Here is a 26192-nt window from a genome sequence, read left to right on the forward strand (position 1 = left end):
GGGGGAGGTTTCACGGTGGAGTTGACGCAGCAAATCCCCGCCGTGTTCACAGCTGTGTAACGACCATGCTTGCTCCCCGGTGCCCGGGATTTGTCGCGGTGTCCTACCTGGCCAGATGCCGCCACAGTTAATGCGTGACCGTCTGATCCTGGTGGTCGCGCGCTGGGGTTGTTGTTGGGTTACCTGATCTGGAACTGGCGACGTTTAAGCGTCGTACTGGCCTACTTCGGCTGAGAGTTGGCGCGTCTGGATGCCGAACTCGCTGCTTCATCACCGATGCCGACTAATCACTGCTTACCCGCCCTCTTCAACCTGCGGGAAAACTCCATCAAATATAGCCCCCAAGTTCCCGTGTCAGCGTTCAGGTTCGATGCCACCACGGCTGGCTAAACTGCGAAATCACCGACTAGGACCAAGGCATCAACTCAGAAAAACTGTCCCGGCTCTTCAGCCAGTGCCAATGCTTCGCCTCAGCCCATGGCAGCGACGGTTTGGGCTTGGGGTATGGTGGATCATCTTTGGGGGTGGATTTTTTGTGAGAGTTGGGTGGGGGAGCCAAAGCTGCTGTTAATTGAGCTTTGAGATTGAAATGTTCGAGGAATGATCTGTGCGCGCAACTGACATCAACTGACGAATAAACCACAAACCTGCCACTGTGCAAACAGCAACCAGACATATAAGTATCAGTAGTTTTCCATAAGTCCCAATTGCAGAGCTTACATAGACCGCCATCGCTGCAGTAATACTCAATAGCAGTGATACCCAATGATTACCTGCTGGAACTTTTAGGACACTTAACATGAATGCCATCGCAACGGAGTCTACGATAATACGGGCAGTCCAAGCCCAGGCGGCCCCTTCAATCCCGGCATAACGTATGGATAGGTAAAGCATAGGCAAGAAAAACAGAAGTTCTATTATGTGCAGACGAGCTATCAGAGAGGCCTTTCCTCTGCCCAAAAGATAGGTCTGATAGATTTGTGCTAAACAATTCACCAGTACTCCAATAGATAAAATCTTCAAGGCTCCTGCCGCATTACTTCCGAATTCTGTGGAGATCCACCAACCTAACATTTGCGGAGCGAAAAGTATGAGGACAGTTATGATAGGTAACACAAGCGCAAGCACCATGCTTGCACTTAAGGCTAAGAGTTTGTGATTGTTATCAGTCAATTTTGTTCCTCTGGCCATGAGTGGAAAAAGTACACCGCTAAGAGCAGATGGCAATATGAATAGCTTCGTCACAAACTCATAAGGCGTTGTGTAATACGCCACTGAGGGCGCAGAGATACTAGAAGCAAGAAAAAATCTATCCATATAAAGCATCAATGCACTGGCCAGATTAGAAACCGTAATCCATCCACCAAAGGTAAGCAGATTCTTCAACTCCACGAGCCTCCGATGCCGGCTTAAACTGCTTTTTGACAGGTAACTCCTGCAACTCCAAGCCATCGTAAGGCCGCCCACGATACGAGCAACCAACATGATCGCAATGATGACATCAACTCTAGGGTAGGAGGCTATCGCAAATATCGGTGCAGTGAAGGTAACCAGCCCGAACCCGAGGCGTACTAGAGATACAATACCAAACCTACTAAAACCTTCTAAAACTCCCCTGAACCCACCACTGACAATAACGAATGGAATATTTAAAGCTAACAGCAATGCGCTATTGTTAAATTCATCATGGTTGAGACCAAAATTTTGATAATCGAAGTAGCGTGTCACGATCCAAGTCAGTGCCCCCATGAGCAAACCTAAAGCACTCAAGACGTAGATACCTGAACGCACTAATGAACAAAGTCGGTCGGGCCAGGCCTGTAGTTCAGCAACACGCTTCGTTAGCGCACGAGAGATACCTAAGTCAAAAAGACTGGCATAACCAATCACGGCCCAAATGAGTGTTAAAACCCCAAAGCGTTGCAGCCCTAAACTATTAATTATGCTTGGTACCGTAAGCAATCCAACAAATAGTGGGATTGCCAATGAAGCAAAGCTTAGAGTGCTATTACGTAAAATCATCGGATACCCGCTTGAAGGTCTATTCCTCGATTACGTGAGTACGCAGTGTATATCAATACCACAGCTAGACCTATTGTCGTCCAGCCCAATGTGGGAAATGTCAGAGCTTCCAGACGGTGATGCAAAAATGGAACGTCTAGTATGCAGGCAAGGTCGTTGAGAGAGTAAATACGGCTCTCTGATGTTTTAAAAGAACAACCTGCAAAAAGTGTGAGCTGTAGCCAAGTAACACTAATACAGAAGAGCGCCATATATCCAAGCCAAAATCTCCAGAGCAACGACGCGAAAGCTATTTTCGTTCTAATTAGGTTCCAGCCAGCAGCAAGCATTAAGCTAAGGGGAGCTATTAGTGTGTGGAAATACCATCCAGGAGCTCCTGCCCCAACACCCGTTACTGCAATGCGAATGAGTAAGTAGTAAATTAGACCGCTACCGACCGCTCCAATGATTAGTAAAGCTAAAACAGCTGACTCATTATTTTTGTGCTTGAGTAAGTGTAGCGAAGCACCCAAAATTCCGAACAGTAAAAAAACTAATGGAAGTACAAATATCACTGGGGGGTATGCACTGGATGCCGTACTTCCCCAGATAAATGTCATACCGATGCCTAGCACCCCCTTTATTATCTCGATAGGGTAATGAAACGCACCTACCCAAAATAGGCCAGTCGGCACATCAGTTGAAGAAAGCTCGACAAGGCCTGTCACTGAGCCATGCTCCGTGAGATTAGAGAAATAGCGTTTAGCCGAGAAACAAAAGAATAATCCTAAAACCAGTAAAGATCGAGCTGAGGCATAAAAACGATCAACCAAGTTACCTCGCGCTTCCAGCCAAGTTAGCCATATCACAACTGCTATTGTTATTGGAAGGAACGTGATTTTTGTGAGTCCTCCTAGACCAAGAATAACTCCTAGCGCAACGTACCAGTACCAACGTTGAGAGGACTCGATGCGTTTAATTAATAAAAACCAAACCAGCGACAAGATCAGAACGACCAACGAGTCATTACCCAGTCGCGCAAATTCGGGTATTAGGCCAGGAAAAATCAACGGCCAGCTCATTGACAGCTTTGAATAATCTTTGCTCATCTCGGGGAACTTTAGTTTCACCATTCTGGCTGTTGCCGATATGGAAATCATCAACCCCAGAAATGCTAGCGTCCAAGATACCCATCTCAGGAGGAATAGCTGTGAAGACCAAGACAGATCGGATGTAAGCCAAGTAATTGGAGCCAGCAGCCTGTAATAAAACTCCGGATGTTGCCCTTGCCAGTTACTTGTTTCTCCAGGGGAGTATTGACGAGGATGAGATGGTTTGCTGTGTGGTAGATTTTTTACCAAATCATCGTTGGCAAACCACTCCCTATAGGTCACCCCACCATTTTTATCGAATGGCGCAGTAGTGCTATATGGGGTTGGCGCTACCCGCCTATAGGCTTCCACCTCAGCCGAAAGCTTGCCCTGCTCTACGGAAGGAGGCTGTCCGGTGTCTGCCATTTGCTGGAGATAAGAATAGTGAGCTACCTCATCGTACCCTTCCCATGGGGGAAGGAAACAGATGAAAGCGATGCCAAACAAGTATATCGATATCCATATAATCGTGGTTGTATAACCACGACGATTAAATTTAAATATGTGGTCTCTACTGGTCAAGTATGGCAGCCTTATAAGCATCAACGTTTTTTGTGATTTTTCTGTACCTGATAGAGCTGATTGAGAATTCCGCATTGCCAAATATCGAACTGGTTTCAAGTTTTAATGCTGGAATTTCACCGGGTTTAATTATTAACGGAAAGATAATTTTTGTTTCATATGGCGGCAATGAAACTGGTAGCGGAGTAGATGTACCAATAGGACTTATGAAGTAACGCGCCACTTTGCCAAAAACAGGAATTTTGGATAGTTTGTTATCTATTACATAGTCTACCTCTAGTACGTAGACTTGACTTTTATCATATTTGTTAACTGTCAAAGAGTCTAGATTTATAAGTTTAGAGTTTTTGGCTATCTTCATCTCTCCATCCCAGGAACTACTTGGATATACCCAATTATGAAATTTTGGTTGGCAGAGGCTGTCTGGATTATCAACCCAATTACCTAAGGCAGATAAGTTGCTTTTTCGGCGCCAAATTAAACTGTAGTCTGTTTTTCTGACGAGATCATAATTTGCTAAAATGGCCTCATAAAATGGCCATGAGGCGGTTTGAATCCAGCGTTCATAAGCGGTATAAGTTGGTCTTATAGTATGCACAAAAGCTGGTTTTGAAGTTTCGAAAATTTCGATGTAATTGGCTCTTCTTTTTTTACCAAGAGCGTGAATTATATAGTCGATCCCACTTTGGTTTACAGTGCCGGACTCTAGTTCGAAGAAGCCTGTATATGTAGACCAAATAGTCGGACGCTTATCATACTCACAGGATGCAGGTGTCCAAGTTTCAAAGTATATTCCTGATCCTGAGGCAGGACTTTCAGTTTTTTTTGTTCGAGCTGAGGTTGTGCTGCTGACCTTTGTACCAAAAGCCTGTTCGTTGGTCTGTCGATATTCTTGATTTTTGTTATTCTGCTCCGCATGATATAGCCACTCTGCATTGATCGGAAACTTGGTGCTTAAGTTGGAGTTTGTGGTTAGTTGAAAGTCTTTCGACGTAAATTCGATAGCAGACTTAATAACGAGTTGTTGGGGGAAACCATGGACATAGGGTTCTAGCGGGGGGCCATCAACACAAATAATAGAGTTATAAGTAGATATAATATGTCGCTCGAAAGACTCATTAAGGAATTGTGCAATTCGATATCTAGTTATATTGGATAGCAGTTTTGGATCACCTATCATTAGGCAGCTTTGGCCTTTCGTCGACACGCTTGAAATTCCATTGATCCAGATGCCAGTTTTCTTTGAATAAAACGGGGTAGAGGACATGCGTTGTGAGTCTAGTTTTGGATTGTCATACCGAAACGTAAAGGTTTTATCTCGGCCAGAATAGGTTAATAGTAAATGCGAGCTTGTAACTTGTTCAACCTGTTCAGTGTGGTTGTTAATAGTAATATCTGTTCCTTTGCTGATTAGGGTTACTAAGTCAACAGGGGGGTTGTGAAATATAAGAAAATTTGATGGTTCTTGAACATCAAGGTTAACGTCATTGGCTTGGGCAGCAAGTAACGACTTTGGTGGTATAACAGTCGAGGCAATATAGGATAAATTTTTATACTCCTCCCCAGTGGGGATCACTCCGGAGTACCGTTTCTCTAGTATTGAGGCGCTATAGTCTCTGTTGAAAGCCACTGCGGAGGGAATGAGTCCACGTAAACCCGCAGGGGAAAGTAAAACAAAAATAGCCATGCCTAAAAGTGATAAAATTCTAAATCGAACGATACTACGTTCTGTAAGCCGGTTTTCTATGCGAGTCCAAGAAAAAGAGATTATAACTGCACATGCTATCCGGGTTGCCGCTTCTGAATAATGACTCGAAATCATTCCTAGATTTGAAATAAGTGCTGCACACCCATAGGCCAAGCCAAGCATCCAAATTCTATACTCATTTTTTTCTATTTCATTTTTTGATTTGAAAAGTGAAAGCACTGCTGTAAATATTGCAATAGTTATGATTATGTAATTGACGAAGGGTCTTCTAGTTCCAGGAACAAAAAACAGTGATGAAAAATCTTTGGGGAATATATTAGGATATGCTCCAAAATACCAAAATTGATCTGCGGGGAGATCAGATAAATAGAAGCTAATAGCTTGGCTCGGCTTTCCACCGGTAATGACGTATATTGCAGCCAGATACAGAAGAGGTGTTAGTAAGCAGAACAGAACTGCATCACGGATTCGGATGTACCACTTAGGCTGTCCAGGATGTATTAGAATCAAGGCACTAGCAGTTGCCAAAAAAAGCGCTATTCCCTGCTCCGTAGCGATAATCATCGCTGAGGAACAAAATATAGTTAACGGAATAACTATCTGAGAAAAAGTAGAGTTCTTACGTATCTTTTGTTTTCTATTTATATAAAAAAGATAGCCAAGGCAAAGTGCCGGAACTAATGTTCTAACTGCTAATGAAGAGTAGGCATCCCCAAAAGGGTCGGTCAGCCAAAATAGACTGAGAAGTTCTGTGGATATAATAAAAAAGGCAGAAAGTCCGAGAGCTATGACTGGACGTCGTAGGCCTCCAAAAATAGCTAAGATGGCAAAAAATGCACATAAACCGTTGATAAAATATCGCGACACTTCAGAGGCAAATAAAGTTTTCCCAAATAAAAAATAAATAGGATAATGAAGGTATGAGATAACTAGGCCGTGGAAAACTTGAAAGTCTCTTCCTGGTATTTCTCCAGCAGCAATACGGCGTAATGGATTTATATGTTGAAAGGCCCCATCAATTGGAATGCTTGTAAAAAAAATAGATTTTTTTAGTGTGTAGATAATCAAGGTAAATAATAATGATATAAAAATAAAAAAGCACAGTGCTTTTTCTACGTTTTTAAAATTGTCGGTTTTTAGTCTGCTGAATAATGATTTTATGAGTTGCACAAATAGATATCTCGATAATTATTGTACAATTTACGGTTGAGCCCTAATTCATGACCCATATTTCGCCATGATTTTTTAAGGGTTATAGGCGCCGGCACATGCTTTCACAAGTGTTTTCAGTACCTCAAAATTCCCTCGAAAAGCACTGATTTTTGTCGGAACCTCACCTTTGGGGTAGCGTCGTACTGTAGGCAGTTCAATGCATTTGTATCCCAAGCGTGGGGCACGATATGAGAGGTAGGCCAACAACTCATACTTGGAGAAAACATCTCTGAATATTGATATTTTTGGGTCTACCAGCATTTTTCGGCTGTAGGCGCGAAAACCTTGAGTAGTATCTGTCCAGTGAAACCCAGAAGCGACACTTAACATGGGGGCATGGATAAAGCGGATAGCAAAATCCCTTGATTTGGGGGTGTTTTCTGCGGTTCCCCCTTCTACGAACCGGGAAGCCTGAACGAAATCCGCACCTTGTTTAAGTGCGTTAATGAAATCGAGAATTGCATCTGGGTCGTCTTTGTCGTTTCCATCAATCGTTACGACCCCCTCGTATCCTTGATCGAGAACAAATGCGTAAGCACATCGAAGTTGTGCACTCAATTTCCCGGGTGCGGTTTTGAGTACGAGGCCACGAACTCCAATCTGTTGCAGTGACTCCAACTCCAGCGATCCGTCAGTACTACCACCATCAACAATAATGATATCCGCAATACTGGACACATTAACTGCGGCCATACGAGTTAACAGGCTCTTAATCCGCTCACCTTCGTTAATGACAGGAATCACCACACACCAAGCGTGCTCCCGCCCTAGCCATAGTGGGATCTCGAATGACGGAACTTGCCAGGTTTCGCGAATAGCTGGAGTAATTTCTATAGATGTCATTGGGTGTACCTTTAAGCGACGCGAGCTGTAATCAAGGCTACGCCGGCAATTACCAGTAAGATCCCTGCACCTGTTGTCCAGTGAAAGGGTTCACGAAAAATCAATATAGAAGACATTGCGACGGCAGCAACTGCACCAGCTGTGAGGACAGGATGTGCCACATTTAATGGTAGCCTTGCCAAGGCTGCAGCATAGAGAAGAAATGCTGCACCATAGAGACCAAGGCCTAGCCAAAATGGCCAGTTATTTAGAGCAGCCATTGGGTCACTGAGGGATGGAAATTTACGCGGCTCCATCATCGCCATCTTTATCAGTACGCTTGCGGAGGCATTGGAAAGAATGCCAATTATCAAAATGAACCACTTCATTTGTCTACTCCAGCACCTAGGGATCTATAGTGCTTCTCGGCAAATTGGAGTGCTCGCTCAATTGAGAGCACATGTGATTCACCCTGAGTACCTAGCATTTCAATAGAGACAATAGGGTTCGTCAGGTGTTGCCTGATGGCTTCTGCCATTCTTTGGTGATCTGTACCACCATCGCCCAAGGTCACTAGATTCGGTTCACTGGCGTGGATATGCCCGATGAACGGAGCCGTATTCTGAAGAACTTGATAAGGATCTTCACCATTGATCGCTAGTGCGCCCGTGTCTAGTTGCATCTTGATCGACGGATGCGCAATTAACTTTACGATGTATGCAGTTTCAGCGCTGGTGGTCATGAAGTTAGCACCATAACACGTGGGGTTTGGCTCTAAGCACACAGTAACATTGTTCGTCTGGGCGATATCGCCTAATTCTCTAAAAAACGAAATAGCAACTTCCTGGGTTTCAGCTTCACTCAACCCAGTACGGTCCCTGTTTTTCGGAGAACCGAATACCAGGCGGGTCGCGCCGAGGCCTGCCCCAATTCGGCATATTGCTTTCAAGTGACTTAACATAGCTTTTTGGGAGGTTGGAGCGCCGAAAACATTAAGGCCCGATGTACCAAAAAGTAGTGCCTGCATGCCGGTAATTTCTATACCTCTTGTATTCCACCATACTTTAACGTGTGCAATTTCTGAGTCTGAAGCGTTGGCCGGCTGAGCGAAGTATTTTCCTGGCGCAATATCTATTGCATCAACACTGTAGCGTTGGAGAAGCTGAACAACTGCCTCATCCTCTGTTACGTCCCATGCAATATTAGAAACCGCTAGCCTCATGCCGTTTTCTCCGAGACGGGTTTGGGTGTAGGGCTTTCTGATTGCGCATAACTCCTGACAGCCAGAATGGTCTCTCTGGAAGTGTACTGGTAGCGACCAGAGGCTCCGAATATGTGAGCGTATTTTGTTTGCATATCGTAGGTAGCAGCAGTACTGGCTAAAGAGTGATTGAACACATTACCGAAACCTTTCTCTGAGATCTCGCCGACACTGATTGGCTCAGAGGTCAGATGAATAAGTTTAAGGCCATTGTCGATCGCGGTTTGAATATCTGCCCACAGGTTGACCATAGGGTAAAATTGAAATACCCCACGGCTATCGATGGCTTCAAGATTGTTATTGTTCAGAAAATCATAAATCACATTCTTGCGCAGGCCCGGCCCGACTAAGCCGGGGAGACGTACGATCAAGTGATTGGGAAAATTACGTTCTATAAATTTTTCCAAACGACGGCGATTCAGACCGTAGGCGTGAAGTTCTTCTTCTTCGACTGGAGTGTCTTCATCCACTCCGAGAACAGTTTTGAATACATCAACCGTGCTGATTAGTACGAATGTTCGGCACTTAATTGTGGAAAGGTGAGCAATTAGCTCGTCAATTTTTTGCTGATCGCCTTCCGGGTCTCGATTGGCGATCCATTTCTGTGCCGGGGCCCCTGCGCAGACGACCGTCTGGAATGTTTGGCCATCAATCTTGTCAATGTTGGTTGAACGAAAGAGCGCGTCGAACGGCGCTTGCTTCAGAAGAGTAGAACCAACAAATCCGGAGAAACCGATAAGTGCATTGCTCATATTTTACTCCTGCATATCCCTGGTTGGCTTAACAGATAAGTCTTCCGTGTCTAGCGTTTCAAGGACATCATAAATATTGTCGATTTTTCCGCCTAGAATTGAATAGCATCCTGGCAAGCTTTGATGTTTTTCAAAAAAAATTGGACGTCCATCGTCGCCTTCATTTTTTACGAGCACCGTTTTTACTTCGAATAGAGAATCGGTATATGTGGCGCTCTGCAACGACGGAATATACCTGGCCACATCTCTAACCATACGGTCAACACGTGTGGCGCGATCGTACTGCTTGAGTTTCTCGTAAGGATCAAGGCCTTCTACGTCGTTCCAATTCAAATGCGGTGTATAGCGAACATGAGATAGGGTATGCAGTCCCCTAGCCGGAAACGGCATTAACGAAAAAAAAGGTCCATCCATCACGGTTATCCCCAGGCCATTCAGAGCTGATGGCATTTGCATAAGCGCCATTTCAGTTATCTCTTGTTTCAGCTCAGCTTTTACTCCGGAAAATTCTCCCTTGAACTGGTTTAGACCACTGTAGGTACAATTGAAAACAAAACTGCAGGAAATGGAATCCCTTACTCCAAATTTGGATTCTGTGACGATTTCAAGGGGCGCTTCTGCGCCTCTTGATATCTCTACTACGCGGGACTCATAGCGAATTTCAACACCACTTTCCCTCAATTCCCTTTCAGCCCAACTGGAAAGTTTTGTCGTATCGAAGGCATACTCTTCCACCAAGAACACGTCTTCAATTAGGCGCGGTTCAAAAAGCGCTCGTAAGGCAGGGTCCGCTGGGAGAATGCTTGCACCAATATCACGGCAAAATCGTTGAAACTGTTTCGCTGTTACTTTTGAGTTTCTCCGTGCGATTGCATATAACTTAACAAAGTCTTGCTTAACTACTTGTGGCCAGTCACGAACGAACCTAGGCAAATTTATACGGCTTCGGTACGCGGTTGTAAAACTACGTGGATAATGATATCCGTTATGAACTCGCGCTTGGTTATTATAAGAGGCACGCATCATTAGCGCTGGTTCACGCTCGATAAGTACAATGTGTTTCAGTCCGCGTTGCTTAGCAAGATAGATAGCAATCGCTGCGCCGTAAAATCCACCGCCGATGATGATTGCTTCTTGTTGTGGACTGGACTTTCTCATCATGACGCCTGATCTGTAGGTGAGATTGGAGGCATTATTTTAGTTGGAGCGACCTCTTCAATATTCAGTTTTTCACGGCGTGTCATGCGGGCACTCGTAAACTCTTGGCCAACATGATAGAGCGGGCCTTCATTTGATAGACTGGCCATATTGAGAATGTATTCGCCCAACACAAGCAGTACAAGTGAAATCAAGAAAAACATACCAGATTGTTGGAGTGAAAAACTGATCCAGCCAGGGGCAACGTCGGCTTTCAAAAGGCCGATTGCAACAACGTAAACGCTATAGATCAAATTGGCTACTGCCCCGAAGAGAGAAAGAGATGTGACCAGTCGCATAGGTGCGCGGGTGGTTGAAACGAGTAGCCGCATGCCACGATCAATGCTCTCGCCTAAGCGTTTTTGCTGCGAGGCCTTAGGTTTAGAGCTGTAGTTCAAGTATGAGCGAGCAAAACCCCCAGTCGCGGGAAGGTGGCGATATGTCATGGATGGTTGAGGGTGCTGAAGAATAAAATTAATGACCCTTTTGCTGAGAATGCGATACTGAGGTGCTTCTTTAGCAAGATGGACGCCGTTGAACCAACTATATAAACCGTTGAAAAGAGCGAAGGCTGCGCGATAGGCGAGGCTGCGTGCTGGTTTTTGTTCATTATTTGCAAAAACCACGTCAGAGCCACGCACTGCTTGATCCAATAACTCTGGCAGAAAGATGATGTCGTCTATGAGAGGATCGATGACGGCCACAAAGTCGCCTAGCGCATTCTCTAGCCCCACCCAAGAGGCGGTATCAGTATCTACTTCCTTAGTCAGAGCATAAACCTGTAGATTAGCAAAGCCACTCTCGCCTGTCAGACGTTTCATTACTGAAATACTATTGTCTTCTGAAGCATTATCAACAATGATTAACTCATAATCGCTGACCAGGTTCGAGATAACAGTGGTGGCATCGGACAGTATACTTTCAATTGTGTCCGACTGATTTCGAACGATGAAAACTACAGACAAAAATGGCACTTTAATTATCCTGATCGTTGAGTTGTCATGTTAAGTTAGTCGATGATAGTTTGGCAGCAAGTATTTCTAGTCGGGGTTCATGTCAACGTCTACCTTCCTTGGCCAAGCAGGCCAATATGAGGCTTAAGTTTCCAAGCCATGTTTGCCTATACACACCTGCTTTCCTAAGGCTCCACACTACTTTCCATGATTTTTGGTTGCATGCATGTTTAAAGTTATCCAGTATTAATTGGTTTTCTAGGGTAAGCAAGTGACGGACACTATCCAGCGCTTCGATGTTTTTCCTGCTCCAAGCTTTGAAATCACCTCGAAGCGTGCCGCGTAGGCGCTGAAATCTTGCTAGCCAGCCAGAATTGCTACCTATCAGATTGCTACTGTGCTGTCGATACAGCAGGTGCGGAGACTCGTCATAATGTATCACTCCGCCAGCACCTGTAATTAATTGATATGCCCACCAGTCGTGAGTTGGAATATCTAATTTGTCTCCGGCTTCTTGGAGTAACAGCTTTGCAGTATGATTAAACACCATGGTGTTTCCACCACCAATATTTTGCACTAGGGCATTGGCAAAGCTAGGTGGGCGACTAAATTTTGGTGAAAATCCAATCAAGTTGTTTGACTCATCAATCAGCTGTGTTCTGCTGCAATAAAGGGCCGGCAGTTGCTTGGGAATCGTGCTCAACCAATTTGAGGCTACTTGAAGCTTATCTTCATTCCAGATGTCGTCTTGATCTGCCCAGGCATAGAAATCTGCTTCTATATCAACGCGGCAGCAAAGAGATAAAAAATTCCTGACAAAGTTTTGTTGGGGCCCAGGAACGATTTTAAGCCTGTCTTTATCAAGCTTTTGTTGATGGCACTTGAGGATATTTAGCGTATTGTCTCGAGAGCCATCATCAGAAACAATCAAGTTCCATGAAGTGTGTGTTTGATAATTGAAAGACTCTAATTGCTCAGCCAAAAAATGTTCACCATTATAGGTGCACATTAATATGGTTATTTGAGGTAAGCCACTTTCTGGTTCCCGAGGGGGGGCCAAAGGCTTTTTATTTGATTTAAGTATAAAATTATCAAATGTACTATTTGCCACAGAAGATACTCTCTGAGCGCCATCCCAATGGATGGCTGTACTCAAAATAGGTGCACTAGGCTCGCCCGGCCCAGTGTTTAGCATCTATGCGATGCCGCAACTTTATGAAAATACCACAAAAAACCAGTGTGTTCATTGAAAAAGTGTGCTTTTCGAAGCGCTATGTCTTGGGGGGGATCGCTCTCTGACTGGTATCAGAATAGTGGCTGAATGATAGTAAATTTTCCAGGTAAGTATGCCGGGAAGTTGGTCGGGATACTCAGTCCGACAACTGCTTCGTGAATTGCATTTGGATCGTAATCTTAATGTGCTGCTACCTCAGGCAACTGAACAGTGCTACTGGTTTGCTGCGCCTCAACACCCGCTCCTTTTAAGTAAAAGATATGTTGTAGTAAAAAGCTCTACGGGGTGATCTGCTGCGTGGGGACCCGGCTTAGTGCTAAACACAGGTGTTCACTGGTCATAGTGCCATTGAGCTGTTTAAAAACTTATGCACCTCTCCATGCGGTTTATGCTCTTAAGAAATATACATAAAAATCAATGTAATACGTAAGGCTGGCTCTCTCGCCCAGAAAATAGCCCACAGTTTATCCACAGATTTTAAACAGCCACTTTTTCCACTTCAGCCATGCTCGGCGGCAGGGAGCCCATGTCGCGTTGGGTTTGTTCGTTCCAAGCGGCGGCGCGGTCGTTGAGTTCGGCGATGGCGCGGGGGCCGGTGCCGTTGGCGTACATGGGTTCGCCGATGACGACGGTGATGACGCCGGCTTTTTTCGCCCAACCGGTTTTTGGCCAGAATTTACCAGCGTTGTGGGCAATGGGCAGGACGGGCAGGTTGGCGTTGACGGCCAGGGCGGTGCCGCCTCGGGAGAATTTGCCGACCTGGCCGAAGGGGACGCGGGTGCCTTCGGGGAAGATCAGGACCCAGACGCCGTCCTTGAGCAGTTCATCGCCTTTTTTGGCGACGTGCTTGAGGGCGGCCTTGGGGTTGTCGCGGTCGATGGCGATCGGGCGCAGCATGGCCATGGCCCAGCCGAAGAAGGGCACGAACAGCAGTTCGCGCTTGAGGACTTGGCTCAAGGGCTGGAAATAGGCGGAGAGAAAGAACGTCTCCCAGGTGCTTTGGTGGTTCGACAGGATGACGCAGGGTTGTGCAGGGACGTTCTCGGCGCCTTTGACTTCAAAGCGGATGTCGAGAAAGACCTTGCTCAGCCACAGCGCACAACGGCACCAATAGACATTGATGAAGCGATAGCGGGCCTTGAAAGGCAGAAAAGGCGCGATGAAAAAGCTCAGGCTGCACCAGAGCAAGGAGCTGGTGCCCAGCAGCAGGTAAAAGAAGAAGGTCCTGATTGCCTGCAAGATCGACATAGCGACATTTACCGTTGCGGGCATTGCCCGCCTGTTCAAGCGCACTCCCGAACATTCCCTGGTCAGGACGTCAGAAGAACCCTAGTTGTGGATAAGTTCAGCGGCAATCGCCGCCAGATCGTCAAAAATCAAGGTGCCCACCGGTAGGGTTTTGCCCAGAGTCTTTTCGCCTTTACCGGTTTTTACCAAAACTGGCTGACAGTCGACGGCTTTGGCTGCCTCCAGGTCACTGATGCTGTCGCCCACGAACCAGACACGGGCCAATTCCACCTGGTAATGAGCCGCGATGGTTTTCAGCAGGCCGGGTTTGGGTTTGCGGCAATCGCAGTCTTCATCGGGGCCATGGGGGCAGTAGACGATCAGGCCCAGCTCACCCCCCTGCTCCGCCACCAGGGCGCGCAGGCGCTGGTGCATGGCGTCCAGCGTGGCGATGTCGTAGTAGCCGCGAGCAATGCCGGACTGGTTGGTGGCGACGGCCACCGTCCATCCGGCCTTGCTCAACTGCGCGATGGCTTCGACCGAGCCGGGCAGTGGAGTCCACTCCTCGACCGACTTGATGTAAGCGTCGCTGTCATAGTTGATGACCCCGTCCCGATCGAGCATCAGCAGTTTCAACGGCGACTCCTTAGCCCAGCAGCGAAATGTCGGCAACGCCCAGGAACAGGCCGCGCAGACGTGCCAACAGCGCGTAGCGGTTGGCCCGCACGTTGGCATCTTCGGCGTTGACCATTACCGCTTCGAAGAAAGCGTCAACGGGTTCACGCAGGGCTGCCAGGCGTGCGAGGGACTCGCGGTACTGACGCGCCGCCGCCATCGGTTGCACAGCCTGGTCGGCTTGCTGGATGGCCGAGTACAGGGAGAACTCGTTGGCGTTGTCGAAGTATTTGGCTTCAACGGTGGTTGGGATATTGCCTTCGACCTTGCTCAGCAAGTTCGATACCCGCTTGTTCACCGCCGCCAGCGCTGCCGCTTCCGGCAGTTGGCGGAAGGCCTGCACCGCTTGCACACGCTGGTCGAAGTCCAGGGCCGAGCCGGGTTTCAGGGCGCGCACCGAGAGGTAGGTGGCAACGTCCACGCCTTCATCTTCATAGCGAGCGCGCAAGCGGTCGAAGATGAATTCCAGCACCAGATCGGCCAGGCCCGCGGCCTTGACCTTGGCGCCGAACGCATTGACCGCGAAGGCCACGGCGTCGGTCAGGTCGAGGTCGAGTTTCTTGTCGATCAGGATGCGCAGCACGCCGAGGGCGGCACGGCGCAGGGCGTAGGGGTCTTTGCTGCCGGTGGGCAGCATGCCGATGCCGAAGATCCCTACCAGGGTGTCGAGCTTGTCGGCAATCGCCACGGCCGCGCCGGTGAGGGTGCTCGGCAGTTCGGCGCCGGCGCCACGGGGCATGTACTGCTCGTTCAGGGCCAGGGCGACATCTTGCGGCTCACCATCGTTGAGGGCGTAGTAGTAGCCGGCCACGCCTTGCATTTCTGGGAACTCGCCGACCATTTCGGTGGCCAGGTCGCACTTGGACAGTAGGCCGGCACGGGCCGCGCGGGTGGCGTCGCCGCCGATGCGGGTGGCGATGTGCGCCGCCAGCTTGGAAACACGCTCGGCCTTGTCGTAGACGCTGCCCAGTTTTTCCTGGAACACCACGTTTTGCAGGCGCAGGTTGAAGGCTTCGAGTTTTTGCTTCTTGTCTTGCTTGAAGAAGAACTCGGCGTCGGTGAGGCGTGGGCGAACCACTTTCTCGTTACCGTCGATGATCTGCTGTGGGTCTTTGCTTTCGATGTTGGCTACGGTGATAAAGCGCGGCAGCAACTTGCCATCAGCGTCCAGCAGGCAGAAGTACTTCTGGTTGTCCTGCATGGTGGTAATCAGGGCTTCCTGGGGCACGTCGAGGAAGCGTTCCTCGAACGAGCACACCAGCGGCACGGGCCATTCCACCAGGGCGGTCACTTCGTCGAGCAGCGCTGGTGGCACGATCGCGGTGCCTTCCTGGCGGGTGGCCAGTTCTGCGGTGCGCTGGCTGATGATGGCGCGGCGCTCGTTGGCGTCGGCCAGTACATAGGCGGCGCGCAAGTCGTTCAGGTAGTTGGCTGGCGAGGTGATGCGCACGCTGTCCGGGTGGTGGAAGCGGTGCCCACGGGAATCGCGGCCGGCCTTTTGCGCCAGGATGGTGCAGTCGATGACCTGGTCACCGAGCAGCATCACCAGCCATTGGGTTGGGCGTACGAATTCTTCTTTGCGCGCGCCCCAGCGCATACGCTTGGGAATCGGCAGGTCGTTGAGGGAGTCTTCGACGATGGTCGGCAGCAGGCTGGCGGTTGGCTTGCCCTTGATGACCTGGCTGAAGCGCAGTTTCGCACCGCTCTGGTCGATTTCGCTCAGCTCCACGCCACACTTCTTGGCAAAGCCAAGGGCGGCTTGGGTCGGGTTGCCTTCGGCATCGAACGCGGCCTGGCGGGGCGGGCCGTCGAGGTTGATGCTGCGGTCCGGCTGCTGGGTGGCGAGCGCGGTAATCAGCACGGCCAAGCGGCGCGGCGCGGCGTAGACCTGCTTGGCTTCATAGCCCAGGCCTGCGGCCTGCAGGCCTTTGTCGATACCCGCGAGGAACGCTTCGGCCAGGGTATTCAGGGCTTTGGGTGGCAGTTCTTCGGTGCCCAGTTCAACCAGAAAATCTTGAGCACTCATTGTGCAGCCTCCAGCTTAGCCAACACTTCATCACGCAGGTCCGGGGTTGCCATCGGGAAGCCCAGCTTGGCGCGGGCCAGCAGGTAGGCTTGGGCGACGGAACGCGCCAGGGTGCGCACTCGCAGGATGTATTGCTGGCGCGCGGTCACCGAGATCGCCCGGCGCGCGTCCAGCAGGTTGAAGGTGTGGGACGCCTTCAACACCATTTCATAGCTGGGCAACGGCAGCGGCTGGTCGAGTTCGATCAGGCGCTTGGCTTCGCTTTCATAGAAGTCGAACAGCTCGAACAGTTTCTCGACGTTGGCGTGCTCGAAGTTGTAGGTCGATTGCTCCACTTCGTTCTGGTGGAACACGTCGCCGTAGGTCACCTTGCCGAACGGGCCATCGGCCCAGACCAGGTCGTAGACCGAGTCCACGCCTTGCAGGTACATGGCCAGGCGTTCGAGGCCGTAGGTGATTTCGCCGGTCACCGGGTAGCACTCGATGCCGCCCGCTTGCTGGAAGTAGGTGAACTGGGTGACTTCCATGCCGTTGAGCCAGACTTCCCAGCCCAGGCCCCAGGCGCCCAGGGTCGGCGATTCCCAGTTGTCTTCGACGAAGCGGATGTCGTGCACCAGCGGGTCCAGGCCCACGTGCTTGAGCGAGCCCAGGTACAGCTCCTGGAAGTTGTCCGGGTTCGGCTTCAGGACAACCTGGAACTGATAGTAGTGCTGCAGACGGTTCGGGTTTTCGCCGTAGCGGCCGTCAGTCGGGCGACGACTGGGCTGCACATAAGCGGCGTTCCAGGTTTCCGGGCCGATGGCGCGCAGGAACGTGGCGGTATGAAAAGTGCCGGCGCCTACTTCCATATCGTAGGGCTGAAGTACCACACAACCTTGCTCGGCCCAGTATTGCTGGAGCGCGAGGATCAAGTCTTGGAAGGTACGCACGGCTGGCGTAGGCTGGCTCACAAATTCACCTGTTTCTTGGGCTGCGATTTAAAGAGCGGGAGTATACCCGATTCATTTGCGCGCACGCCCCCTGGAGCCTTATGCCACGCTGCTTTTGGTGCTCACAAGATCCGCTTTACATGGCTTATCACGATCAGGAGTGGGGCGTGCCGCTACGCGATGCGCAGCGTCTGTTCGAGTTGTTATTGCTCGAAGGGTTCCAGGCCGGGTTGTCCTGGATCACGGTTTTGCGCAAACGCGAACATTATCGTCAGGTCCTGTTCGGCTTTGATGTGCAGCGCGTGGCGCAGATGAGCGACGCCGAAATCGAGCAATTGATGCTCGACCCCGGGATCATCCGCAATCGCCTGAAGCTCAACGCCGCCCGGCGCAACGCCCAGGCGTGGCTGGCCCAGGACGACCCGGTGGCGCTGCTGTGGTCGTTCGTCGGTGGGCAGCCGAAAATCAACCACTTCAAGGACCGCAGCGAAGTCCCCGCGGTCACCCCCGAGGCCGAAGCCATGAGCCGGGGCCTGAAAAAGGCCGGTTTCACCTTCGTTGGCCCGACCATCTGTTATGCGCTGATGCAGGCCTCGGGCATGGTCATGGACCACACCGTTGACTGTGATCGCTACGCGCCCTTGGCCGCACGCGGTTAGAATGCGCGGTTCGCACACAGCACATGAGATCAGGAGTGACCTGTGGATAAGTTGAAAGGCGCCTTGCTGGTAGGCGCTCTGCGGTTGTTTGCCCTGCTGCCGTGGCGGGCCGTGCAAGCGGTGGGCGCGGCCATTGGCTGGGTGATGTGGAAAACCCCGAACCGTTCGCGCGACGTGGTGCGCATCAACCTGAGCAAGTGCTTCCCCGACATGGACCCCGCCGAGCGCGAGCGATTGGTCGGGCGCAGCCTGAGGGACATCGGCAAGTCGCTGACCGAAAGCGCCTGCGCGTGGATCTGGCCGGCGCAGCGCTCCATCGATCTGGTGCGCGAAGTCGAAGGCCTGGAGGTGCTCAAGGAGGCCCTGGCCTCGGGCAAAGGCGTGGTCGGCATCACCAGCCACCTGGGCAACTGGGAAGTGCTCAACCACTTCTATTGCAGCCAATGCAAACCGATTATTTTCTACCGCCCGCCCAAGCTCAAAGCTGTGGACGACCTGCTGCGCAAGCAACGCGTGCAACTGGGCAACCGCGTCGCGGCATCGACCAAAGAAGGCATCCTCAGTGTCATAAAGGAAGTGCGCAAAGGTGGTGCAGTGGGCATCCCGGCTGACCCGGAACCGGCCGAATCCGCCGGTATCTTCGTGCCGTTTTTCGCCACCCAGGCCCTGACCAGCAAGTTCGTGCCCAACATGCTCGCCGGCGGCAAAGCCGTGGGCGTGTTCCTGCATGCCCTGCGCCTGCCGGACGGTTCGGGCTACAAAGTGATCCTCGAAGCTGCGCCAGAGGCCATGTACAGCACCGATACCCAAACGTCTTGCGCGGCCATGAGCCAGGTGGTGGAGAAGTATGTGGCGGCTTACCCAAGCCAATACATGTGGAGCATGAAGCGCTTCAAGAAGCGCCCACCGGGCGAGGCTCGCTGGTACTGAGTGCATTGGCACGATCTGTGGATAACCTTCTTGCAGGGTTATCCACAACGCAAAGGTTCAATAAGGGCGCAACAGATGTCCGATCTACGCAAATCCTTTCGCATCAAGATCCAGCATGAAAGCTTCGGCGAATGCCTGGGCCAGACCCGCCACCTTTCCGCCAGCGGGGTGTACGTCAAACACCCGGCCCTGGCGGGGCTGAGCAAGGGCGCGGTGGTCTACGGCCAGGTGCAAGGCCTGCCCGTGGTGGCGCCGCGGGTGCGCATGGAAGTGGTGCAAGTCGATGCCGAAGGGATCGCGTTGCGCTACCTGTAGCCGCCGCGGTCATTGCGCCTGGCGGTCGAGCTTCTTCAAAAACACGCTCATTTCCTTTTCTGCCTGCTTGTCGCCATGGCTGCGGGCCGCTTCCAGCCCCTGCTCCCAGGCGTGCCGTGCGCCGGCGCGGTCGGCCAGGCCCAGGTGCGCCTTACCCAACAGCTTCCAGGCTGCCGAATACTTAGGGTCAAAAGCTACGCAACGGGTGAAGTGCTCGGCTGCGCGGGCGTTGTCGCCCAGGTCCAGGTAGCCCTTACCCAGGCCGAAGCGCAGCAGGGCGTTATCCACACCCTTGGCGAGCATTTTTTCCAGGGAATCGAGCATGGATGGATTCCTTCTTGAGGTAGGCCAAAGGGGTTAGAAGAAGCTCAACCCCACGTGGAACAGTTTTTCCACATCGCGGATGTGCTTTTTATCCACAAGAAACAGGATCACGTGGTCGCCCGCTTCGATCACCGTGTCGTCGTGGGCGATGATGACTTCCTCGTCGCGGATGATCGCGCCGATGGTGGTGCCCGGCGGCAGACCGATGTTCTCGATGGCCTTGCCGACTACCTTGCTCGACTTGGAGTCGCCGTGGGCAATCGCCTCGATGGCCTCCGCGGCGCCGCGGCGCAGCGAGTGCACGCTGACGATATCGCCGCGGCGCACGTGGGTGAGCAAGGTGCCGATGGTGGCCAATTGCGGGCTGATGGCGATATCGATATCGCCGCCCTGGATCAGGTCGACATAGGCCGGGTTGTTGATGATGGTCATCACCTTGCGCGCGCCCAGGCGTTTGGCCAGCAGCGAAGACATGATGTTGGCTTCGTCATCGTTGGTCAGCGCCAGGAAAATATCGGCTTCGGCGATGTTTTCTTCCAACAGCAGGTCGCGGTCCGAAGCGCTGCCTTGCAGTACCACGGTGCTGTCCAGGGTATCGGACAGGTAGCGGCAGCGCGCCGGGTTCATCTCGATGATCTTCACTTGGTAGCGGCTTTCGATGGCTTCGGCCAAGCGTTCGCCGATCTGCCCACCGCCGGCGATCACGATGCGCTTGTAGCTCTCATCGAGGCGGCGCATTTCGCTCATCACCGCGCGAATGTGCGCTTTGGCGGCGATGAAGAATACTTCGTCGTCCGCTTCGATCACCGTATCGCCCTGGGGCAGGATAGGCCGGTCGCGTCGGAAAATAGCTGCGACTCGCGTCTCCACATTCGGCATGTGCTCGCGTAACTGGCGCAGTTGCTGGCCCACCAGCGGCCCGCCGTAGTAGGCCTTGACCGCTACCAGTTGGGCCTTGCCCTCGGCGAAGTTGATGACTTGCAGGGCGCCGGGGTGCTCGATCAGGCGCTTGATGTAGTTGGTGACCACTTGCTCGGGGCTGATGAGCACGTCCACCGGGATCGCGTCGTTGTCGAACAGGTCGGCACGGGTCAGGTAGGACGCTTCGCGCACGCGGGCAATTTTGGTCGGGGTGTGGAACAGCGTGTGGGCGACCTGGCAGGCGACCATGTTGGTTTCATCGCTGTTGGTCACGGCCACCAGCATGTCGGCGTCGTCGGCGCCGGCCTGGCGCAGCACGGTCGGCAGCGAGCCGCGGCCCTGCACCGTGCGGATGTCCAGGCGATCACCGAGGTCGCGCAGGCGTTCGCCGTCGGTATCGACCACCGTGATGTCATTGGCTTCGCTGGCCAAGTGTTCTGCCAGCGAACCGCCCACCTGCCCTGCGCCGAGGATGATGATTTTCATCCGCTCACTCCCTTAAAACCGTTAACCGCGCGCGGCGGCGATCTTGATTAGCTTGGCGTAGTAGAAACCGTCATGCCCGCCCTCTTGCGCCAGCAACTGGCGCCCGTGGGGCTGTTTGATGCCGGCGGCAGGCTGCCCCAGTTGGCCGGCGATGTCCAACTCCCGTGCGCCCGGGGTGCGCTGCAAGAACGCCTGGATAACCTCGGTGTTTTCCGTCGGCAAGGTGGAGCACGTGGCGTAGAGCAGCACCCCGCCCACCTCCAGGGTCGGCCACAGGGCGTCGAGCAACTCGCCTTGCAGCACCGCGAGGGCGGCGATGTCGTCGGGTTGGCGGGTCAGTTTGATGTCCGGGTGGCGGCGGATCACCCCGGTGGCCGAGCACGGCGCGTCCAGCAGGATGCGCTGGAACGGCTTGCCGTCCCACCACGCGGCGGTGTCGCGGCCATCGGCGGCGATCAACTCGGCGCTCAGGCCCAGGCGCGCGAGGTTTTCCCGCACGCGCACCAGGCGCTTGGCTTCCAGGTCCACGGCCACCACGCCGGCCAGGGCCGGTTCGACTTCCAGGATGTGGCACGTCTTGCCGCCCGGCGCGCAGCAGGCGTCGAGCACGCGCTGGCCGGGGGCCAGGTCGAGCAGGTCGGCGGCCAGTTGCGCGGCTTCGTCCTGCACGCTGATCCAGCCTTCGGCAAAACCGGGCAACTGGCGCACGTCACTTGGCTCGTCGAGGATGATGCCGTCCTGGCTGAACACGCACGCCTTGGCGGCCACGCCTGCGGCGCTGAGCAAACCGAGGTACGCGTCGCGGCCATGATGGCGGCGGTTGACCCGCAGAATCATCGGCGGGTGGGCGTTGTTCGCCGCGCAGATGGCTTCCCATTGCTGAGGCCAGAAGGCCTTGAGGGATTTTTGCAGCCAGCGCGGGTGGGCGGTGCGCACCACCGGGTCGTGCTCCAGCTCGGCCAACAGCGCCTCGCTTTCGCGCTGGGCGCGGCGCAACACGGCGTTGAGTAGGGCCTTGGCCCAGGGCTTTTTCAGCTTGTCGGCGCAACCCACGGTTTCACCGATGGCGGCGTGGGCCGGCACGCGGCTGTAGAGCAACTGGTACAGGCCCACCAGCAACAACGCCTCGACGTCGGCATCGGCAGCCTTGAAGGGTTTTTGCAGCAACGTGGCCGCCAGCGCCGACAACCGCGGCTGCCAGCGGGCGGTGCCGAAGGCCAGGTCCTGGGTGAAACCGCGGTCGCGGTCTTGCACCTTATCCAACTGGGTCGGCAGCGAACTGTTGAGCGAGGCCTTGCCGCTGAGCACGGCGGCCAGGGCCTTGGCGGCGGCCAGACGCGGGTTCATTGGGCATCCGCCGCGTGGCCGAGGACGGTGCCCAGGGCGAATTTCTCACGGCGGCTGTTGAACAAATCGCTGAAGTTCAGCGCCTTGCCGCCGGGCAATTGCAGACGGGTCAGGCACAGCGCCTGCTCGCCACAGGCCACCACCAGGCCATCCTTGCTGGCGGCGAGAATCTCGCCCGGTGCGCCGTGGCCGTCGGCCAGGCTGGCGGCGAGCACTTTTAGCGCTTCGCCGTTGAGCGTGCTGTGGCAGATCGGCCACGGGTAGAAGGCCCGCACCAAGCGCTCCAACTCCAGCGCTGGGCGGCTCCAGTCGATACGCGCTTCGTCTTTGTTCAACTTGTGGGCGTAGGTGGCGAGGGCGTCGTCCTGCACTTCGCCTTGCAGGGTGCCAGCAGCGAGCCCGGCGATGGCTTGCAGCACGGCGGGCGGGCCGATTTGCGCGAGGCGGTCATGCAGGCTACCGCCGGTGTCGGTGGCGCTGATGGGCGTGGCGACCTTAAGCAGCATCGGCCCGGTGTCCAGGCCCAGTTCCATGCGCATCACGGTCACGCCGCTTTCGGCATCGCCGGCTTGCACGGCGCGCTGGATCGGCGCCGCCCCGCGCCAGCGTGGCAGCAGCGAGGCGTGGCTGTTGATGCAGCCCAGGCGCGGAATATCCAGCACCGCTTGCGGCAAGATCAGGCCGTAGGCCACCACCACCAGCAGGTCGGGCTTGAGGGCCGCCAGTTCGGCTTGGGCCTCGGCGTTGCGCAGGGTTGGCGGTTGTAGCACGGCGATGCCGTGTTCCAGGGCCAGTTGCTTGACCGGGCTGGGCGCCAGTTTTTGCCCGCGGCCGGCCGGGCGGTCGGGCTGGGTGTACACGGCCACGATCTGGTAAGGGCTGTCGAGCAGGGCCTTGAGGTGTTCGGCGGCAAATTCGGGGGTGCCGGCAAAGACAATGCGCAGTGGCTCAGTCATGAAAGTTCTCGGTTGAAAACACGCGAAAAAGAAAAAGGCTTGCTGCAGCAAGCCTTTGAAAGAAGGGGATCAAGCTTGCTGGCGATGTTTCTTTTCCAGCTTCTTCTTGATCCGGTCGCGTTTGAGCGTGGACAGGTAATCGACGAACAACTTGCCGTTGAGGTGATCGCACTCATGCTGGATACACACCGCCAGCAGACCTTCGGCAATCTGCTCGAACGGCTTGCCGTCGCGGTCCAGGGCTTTGATCTTGACGCGCAACGGGCGCTCGACGTTCTCGTAGAACTCCGGCACCGACAGGCAGCCTTCCTGATACTCGCCCATTTCTTCGGTCAGCGGCTCGAACTCAGGGTTGATGAACACCTGGGGCGCGCTGCGATCTTCGGACAGGTCCATGACCACCACGCGCTTATGCACGTTGACCTGGGTGGCGGCCAGGCCGATGCCGGGGGCCTCATACATTGTTTCAAACATGTCATCGACCAACTGGCGCACCTCGGCGTCCACTACGGCCACCGGTTTGGCGACAGTGCGCAGGCGCGAGTCGGGAAATTCGAGGATGTTCAAAATGGCCATAAGCGTAATTGCTGCACGTGTGAAGTAAGGGCGAAATCGGCGGCCTGACGGGCGACCGGTGCCCAACGCGCTCCTGGGGGAGCGAGCCACGCGGGCTCAGGCGTTGGGCGCGAACGCACATAATAAAGGGATTCCCCCGATGTTGAAACGAGCAGTCGCCGTATGGGCGCTGCGAAGGGCCTGAAAAGGCCGGTGAAATCACAGATTCTCAACAAGTTACCAACAGACTTATCCACAGCTTGTTCCTTTTCCGAAGGGACTTATATCGATCAAGGATGATCCGATGCCCACACCTGCTCCCACCGTTCTATCCCCTGCCGAACTCGAAGCGCGCCTGCGCCTGCATCGCCTGCCGGAGCTCGGCCCGCGGCGTTTTTACACGCTGCTGCAAGCCTTCGGTTCGGCCTCCAAAGCCCTCAGCGCACCGGCCAGTGCCTGGCGCGTCTTGGGGTTGCCGGCGGCCTGTAGCGATGCCCGGCGCAACCCCCAAGTGCGCGACGGCGCCAGCCACGCATTGGCCTGGCTAGAGCGCCCGGGCCAGCATTTGCTGATGTGGGACCAGCCCGGCTACCCCGCGCTGCTGGCGGAAATTGACGATGCGCCGCCGCTGTTGTTCGTCGCAGGCGCGCCGCAGATTCTGGAAAAACCGCAGTTGGCGATGGTCGGCAGCCGCCGCGCGTCGCGCCCGGGCATGGACACCGCCGCTACGTTTTCCCGCAGCCTGGCCGGCGCCGGTTTTGTCATTACCAGCGGCCTGGCCCTGGGCATCGACGGCGCGGCGCACCAGGGCGCGCTGGACGTGGGCGGGCAGACCATCGGCGTGCTGGGCACGGGCCTGGAAAATTTTTATCCACAGCGCAATCGCACCCTCGCGCAAGCCATGATCGACGGCGGTAGCGCAGTGGTGTCCGAGTTCCCCTTGGAGACCGCGCCCAACGCCGCCAACTTCCCGCGGCGCAACCGCATCATCAGCGGGTTGTCCCTCGGCGTGCTGGTGGTGGAAGCCAGCGTGGCCAGCGGTTCGCTGATTACCGCGCGGCTGGCGGCGGAACAGGGCCGCGAGGTCTATGCCATTCCCGGCTCCATCCACCACCCCGGGGCGCGGGGTTGCCATCAGTTGATCCGCGATGGCGCGGTGCTGGTGGAAACCATCGAGCACGTGCTCGAAGCCCTGCGCGGCTGGCAGCAACTACCGCCCTCCTGCGAGGCGGCGCCGGCGCCCAGCGATCACCCGTTGCTGGCGCTGCTGCACGCCGCGCCCCACACCAGCGAAGCCCTGGCCGCCGCCAGTGGCTGGGCCTTGCCCAAGGTGCTGGCGGCCCTGACAGAGCTGGAGATGGACGGCCGCGCCGTTTGCGAAGGCGCGCGCTGGCTGGCGCGCTAGGCTTTACCGGGAAGATCGGTAAACTGCGCGCAGCTTTCATTTTGGAGACTCTGCGATGGTCAATAGTTGGCGTGTGCAAGAGGCCGCACGAGAAATTCGCGCCGGGGCGGTGATTGCCTATCCAACCGAAGCCGTGTGGGGCCTGGGTTGCGACCCGTGGAACCTCGACGCGGTCGAGCGCTTGCTGATGCTCAAGGGCCGTTCGGTGGAAAAAGGCCTGATCCTGGTGGCGGACAACATCCGCCAGTTCGACTTTTTGTTTGAAGACTTCCCGGACCTGTGGATCGACCGCATGGCCAGCACCTGGCCGGGGCCCAACACCTGGCTGGTGCCCCACCGGGGGATGCTGCCGCAGTGGATCACCGGCGTACACGAAACCGTGGCCCTGCGCGTCAGCGACCACCCGCAAGTGCGCGATTTGTGCTCGCTGGTCGGGCCGTTGGTGTCCACTTCGGCCAACCCTCAGGGCCGCCCGGCGGCGCGTACCCGGTTGCGGGTGGAGCAGTATTTTCGCGGGCAACTGGACCTGGTGCTGGGCGGGCGCCTTGGCGGGCGCAAGAACCCCAGCGTGATCCGCGACCTGGCCACCGGCCAAGTGGTGCGGGCGGGTTAGGGACTGCCCGC

At 54.0% G+C, this 26192-nt stretch carries 24 protein-coding genes and 1 pseudogene; 6 read left to right on the top strand and 19 right to left on the bottom strand.

What is annotated here, in order from left to right; all coding sequences use genetic code 11:
- Window positions 1-162 precede the first annotated feature (162 nt).
- Window positions 163-231: pseudogene (locus tag CKW13_RS25030) on the top strand (hypothetical protein); the annotation flags it as partial.
- Between the two features lie 336 nt (window positions 232-567).
- On the opposite strand, the gene CKW13_RS18890 reads toward CKW13_RS25030, so the two are convergent.
- The 14 genes from CKW13_RS18890 to glyQ all read right to left on the bottom strand — a co-directional run bounded on the left by CKW13_RS18890 (window position 568) and on the right by glyQ (window position 17691).
- The gene (locus tag CKW13_RS18890) at window positions 568-2022 is read right to left on the bottom strand and encodes a flippase (protein WP_095110175.1); all 1455 of its coding nucleotides are present in this window, start codon (window positions 2020-2022) and stop codon (window positions 568-570) included.
- Window positions 2019-3599 (bottom strand): glycosyltransferase family 39 protein, encoded by a 1581-nt coding sequence (locus CKW13_RS24260; protein ID WP_141233996.1) that lies wholly within the window; start codon window positions 3597-3599, stop codon window positions 2019-2021. The genes CKW13_RS18890 and CKW13_RS24260 overlap by 4 nt, the downstream gene beginning before the upstream one ends.
- Before the next feature lie 64 nt (window positions 3600-3663).
- Window positions 3664-6552 carry a hypothetical protein gene (locus CKW13_RS24265; RefSeq protein WP_141233997.1) on the bottom strand — a complete coding sequence of 963 codons (2889 nt, stop codon included), beginning with the start codon at window positions 6550-6552 and terminating at the stop codon, window positions 3664-3666.
- Window positions 6553-6627: 75 nt separating this feature from the next.
- Window positions 6628-7437: a glycosyltransferase family 2 protein gene (locus CKW13_RS18895; protein ID WP_095110176.1), complete on the bottom strand. Its 810-nt coding sequence runs from the start codon at window positions 7435-7437 to the stop codon at window positions 6628-6630.
- 11 nt (window positions 7438-7448) lie between these two features.
- Window positions 7449-7805 carry an EamA family transporter gene (locus CKW13_RS18900; RefSeq protein ID WP_095110178.1) on the bottom strand — a complete coding sequence of 119 codons (357 nt, stop codon included), beginning with the start codon at window positions 7803-7805 and terminating at the stop codon, window positions 7449-7451.
- The gene (locus CKW13_RS18905) at window positions 7802-8638 is read right to left on the bottom strand and encodes a sugar phosphate isomerase/epimerase (RefSeq protein ID WP_095110179.1); all 837 of its coding nucleotides are present in this window, start codon (window positions 8636-8638) and stop codon (window positions 7802-7804) included. The genes CKW13_RS18900 and CKW13_RS18905 overlap by 4 nt, the downstream gene beginning before the upstream one ends.
- Entirely contained in the window at window positions 8635-9429 is a 795-nt protein-coding gene (locus tag CKW13_RS18910) for an NAD(P)-dependent oxidoreductase (RefSeq protein WP_095110181.1), read from the bottom strand. The genes CKW13_RS18905 and CKW13_RS18910 overlap by 4 nt, the downstream gene beginning before the upstream one ends.
- Window positions 9430-9432: 3 nt before the next feature.
- Complete coding sequence (locus CKW13_RS18915) at window positions 9433-10587, bottom strand: FAD-dependent oxidoreductase (RefSeq protein ID WP_371856245.1); 1155 nt, start codon at window positions 10585-10587, stop codon at window positions 9433-9435.
- Window positions 10587-11600 (bottom strand): glycosyltransferase, encoded by a 1014-nt coding sequence (locus CKW13_RS18920; protein ID WP_371856246.1) that lies wholly within the window; start codon window positions 11598-11600, stop codon window positions 10587-10589. Before CKW13_RS18920 ends, CKW13_RS18915 begins: the two co-directional genes overlap by 1 nt.
- Before the next feature lie 82 nt (window positions 11601-11682).
- The gene (locus CKW13_RS18925; protein ID WP_256576628.1) at window positions 11683-12735 is read right to left on the bottom strand and encodes a glycosyltransferase family 2 protein; all 1053 of its coding nucleotides are present in this window, start codon (window positions 12733-12735) and stop codon (window positions 11683-11685) included.
- Window positions 12736-13290: 555 nt separating this feature from the next.
- Entirely contained in the window at window positions 13291-14061 is a 771-nt protein-coding gene (locus tag CKW13_RS18930; protein WP_095110187.1) for a 1-acyl-sn-glycerol-3-phosphate acyltransferase, read from the bottom strand.
- Window positions 14062-14142: 81 nt separating this feature from the next.
- Window positions 14143-14664, bottom strand: coding sequence for a D-glycero-beta-D-manno-heptose 1,7-bisphosphate 7-phosphatase (gene gmhB, locus CKW13_RS18935; protein WP_176465144.1), 522 nt, complete (start codon window positions 14662-14664; stop codon window positions 14143-14145).
- Between the two features lie 22 nt (window positions 14665-14686).
- Window positions 14687-16741, bottom strand: a complete 2055-nt coding sequence (gene glyS, locus CKW13_RS18940) for a glycine--tRNA ligase subunit beta (protein ID WP_095110191.1) — start codon at window positions 16739-16741, stop codon at window positions 14687-14689.
- On the bottom strand, window positions 16738-17691 hold the full coding sequence (glyQ, locus tag CKW13_RS18945; protein ID WP_003213601.1) for a glycine--tRNA ligase subunit alpha: 954 nt from the start codon (window positions 17689-17691) through the stop codon (window positions 16738-16740). Before glyQ ends, glyS begins: the two co-directional genes overlap by 4 nt.
- A gap of 80 nt (window positions 17692-17771) precedes the next feature.
- Between glyQ and CKW13_RS18950 the strand changes: the two genes are divergently transcribed.
- The 3 genes from CKW13_RS18950 to CKW13_RS18960 all read left to right on the top strand — a co-directional run bounded on the left by CKW13_RS18950 (window position 17772) and on the right by CKW13_RS18960 (window position 19574).
- On the top strand, window positions 17772-18329 hold the full coding sequence (locus CKW13_RS18950; RefSeq protein ID WP_095110193.1) for a DNA-3-methyladenine glycosylase I: 558 nt from the start codon (window positions 17772-17774) through the stop codon (window positions 18327-18329).
- Between the two features lie 42 nt (window positions 18330-18371).
- Window positions 18372-19259: a lysophospholipid acyltransferase gene (locus CKW13_RS18955; protein WP_095110195.1), complete on the top strand. Its 888-nt coding sequence runs from the start codon at window positions 18372-18374 to the stop codon at window positions 19257-19259.
- 75 nt (window positions 19260-19334) lie between these two features.
- Window positions 19335-19574, top strand: a complete 240-nt coding sequence (locus tag CKW13_RS18960) for a pilus assembly protein PilZ (protein ID WP_095110197.1) — start codon at window positions 19335-19337, stop codon at window positions 19572-19574.
- A 9-nt stretch (window positions 19575-19583) separates the two neighbouring features.
- Here the strand turns inward: CKW13_RS18960 and CKW13_RS18965 are convergent, their stop codons facing one another.
- The 5 genes from CKW13_RS18965 to def form a co-directional block, all read right to left on the bottom strand.
- Window positions 19584-19898 carry a tetratricopeptide repeat protein gene (locus CKW13_RS18965; protein ID WP_095110199.1) on the bottom strand — a complete coding sequence of 105 codons (315 nt, stop codon included), beginning with the start codon at window positions 19896-19898 and terminating at the stop codon, window positions 19584-19586.
- A 33-nt stretch (window positions 19899-19931) separates the two neighbouring features.
- Window positions 19932-21305: a Trk system potassium transporter TrkA gene (trkA, locus tag CKW13_RS18970; RefSeq protein WP_095110201.1), complete on the bottom strand. Its 1374-nt coding sequence runs from the start codon at window positions 21303-21305 to the stop codon at window positions 19932-19934.
- Window positions 21306-21326: 21 nt separating this feature from the next.
- Complete coding sequence (gene rsmB / locus CKW13_RS18975; protein WP_095110203.1) at window positions 21327-22652, bottom strand: 16S rRNA (cytosine(967)-C(5))-methyltransferase RsmB; 1326 nt, start codon at window positions 22650-22652, stop codon at window positions 21327-21329.
- The gene (fmt, locus tag CKW13_RS18980) at window positions 22649-23608 is read right to left on the bottom strand and encodes a methionyl-tRNA formyltransferase (RefSeq protein WP_095110204.1); all 960 of its coding nucleotides are present in this window, start codon (window positions 23606-23608) and stop codon (window positions 22649-22651) included. Before fmt ends, rsmB begins: the two co-directional genes overlap by 4 nt.
- Before the next feature lie 69 nt (window positions 23609-23677).
- The gene (def, locus tag CKW13_RS18985) at window positions 23678-24184 is read right to left on the bottom strand and encodes a peptide deformylase (protein ID WP_095110206.1); all 507 of its coding nucleotides are present in this window, start codon (window positions 24182-24184) and stop codon (window positions 23678-23680) included.
- Window positions 24185-24467: 283 nt separating this feature from the next.
- On the opposite strand from def, the gene dprA reads away from it, so the two are divergent.
- On the top strand, window positions 24468-25568 hold the full coding sequence (dprA, locus tag CKW13_RS18990) for a DNA-processing protein DprA (RefSeq protein ID WP_095110208.1): 1101 nt from the start codon (window positions 24468-24470) through the stop codon (window positions 25566-25568).
- Window positions 25569-25623: 55 nt separating this feature from the next.
- Window positions 25624-26181 (top strand): L-threonylcarbamoyladenylate synthase, encoded by a 558-nt coding sequence (locus tag CKW13_RS18995; protein WP_095110211.1) that lies wholly within the window; start codon window positions 25624-25626, stop codon window positions 26179-26181.
- Window positions 26182-26192: the final 11 nt, after the last annotated feature.

It is taken from the genome of Pseudomonas sp. Irchel 3E20 (assembly GCF_900187645.1).
Lineage (GTDB): Bacteria > Pseudomonadota > Gammaproteobacteria > Pseudomonadales > Pseudomonadaceae > Aquipseudomonas.

Bases quoted from the DNA above. Each gene is read 5' to 3' on its own strand.
- CKW13_RS18915 (WP_371856245.1), bottom strand. From the start codon at position 10,587: ATGAGAAAGTCCAGTCCACAACAAGAAGCAATCATCATCGGCGGTGGA.
- CKW13_RS18960 (WP_095110197.1), top strand. From the start codon at position 19,335: ATGTCCGATCTACGCAAATCCTTTCGCATCAAGATCCAGCATGAAAGC.
- CKW13_RS18900 (WP_095110178.1), bottom strand. From the start codon at position 7,805: ATGAAGTGGTTCATTTTGATAATTGGCATTCTTTCCAATGCCTCCGCA.
- CKW13_RS18995 (WP_095110211.1), top strand. From the start codon at position 25,624: ATGGTCAATAGTTGGCGTGTGCAAGAGGCCGCACGAGAAATTCGCGCC.
- fmt (WP_095110204.1), bottom strand. From the start codon at position 23,608: ATGACTGAGCCACTGCGCATTGTCTTTGCCGGCACCCCCGAATTTGCC.
- dprA (WP_095110208.1), top strand. From the start codon at position 24,468: ATGCCCACACCTGCTCCCACCGTTCTATCCCCTGCCGAACTCGAAGCG.
- CKW13_RS18910 (WP_095110181.1), bottom strand. From the start codon at position 9,429: ATGAGCAATGCACTTATCGGTTTCTCCGGATTTGTTGGTTCTACTCTT.
- CKW13_RS18905 (WP_095110179.1), bottom strand. From the start codon at position 8,638: ATGAGGCTAGCGGTTTCTAATATTGCATGGGACGTAACAGAGGATGAG.
- CKW13_RS18890 (WP_095110175.1), bottom strand. From the start codon at position 2,022: ATGATTTTACGTAATAGCACTCTAAGCTTTGCTTCATTGGCAATCCCA.
- glyS (WP_095110191.1), bottom strand. From the start codon at position 16,741: ATGAGTGCTCAAGATTTTCTGGTTGAACTGGGCACCGAAGAACTGCCA.
- CKW13_RS18930 (WP_095110187.1), bottom strand. From the start codon at position 14,061: ATGTCGATCTTGCAGGCAATCAGGACCTTCTTCTTTTACCTGCTGCTG.
- def (WP_095110206.1), bottom strand. From the start codon at position 24,184: ATGGCCATTTTGAACATCCTCGAATTTCCCGACTCGCGCCTGCGCACT.
- CKW13_RS18950 (WP_095110193.1), top strand. From the start codon at position 17,772: ATGCCACGCTGCTTTTGGTGCTCACAAGATCCGCTTTACATGGCTTAT.
- rsmB (WP_095110203.1), bottom strand. From the start codon at position 22,652: ATGAACCCGCGTCTGGCCGCCGCCAAGGCCCTGGCCGCCGTGCTCAGC.
- CKW13_RS18965 (WP_095110199.1), bottom strand. From the start codon at position 19,898: ATGCTCGATTCCCTGGAAAAAATGCTCGCCAAGGGTGTGGATAACGCC.
- trkA (WP_095110201.1), bottom strand. From the start codon at position 21,305: ATGAAAATCATCATCCTCGGCGCAGGGCAGGTGGGCGGTTCGCTGGCA.
- CKW13_RS18895 (WP_095110176.1), bottom strand. From the start codon at position 7,437: ATGACATCTATAGAAATTACTCCAGCTATTCGCGAAACCTGGCAAGTT.
- gmhB (WP_176465144.1), bottom strand. From the start codon at position 14,664: ATGCTCGATCGGGACGGGGTCATCAACTATGACAGCGACGCTTACATC.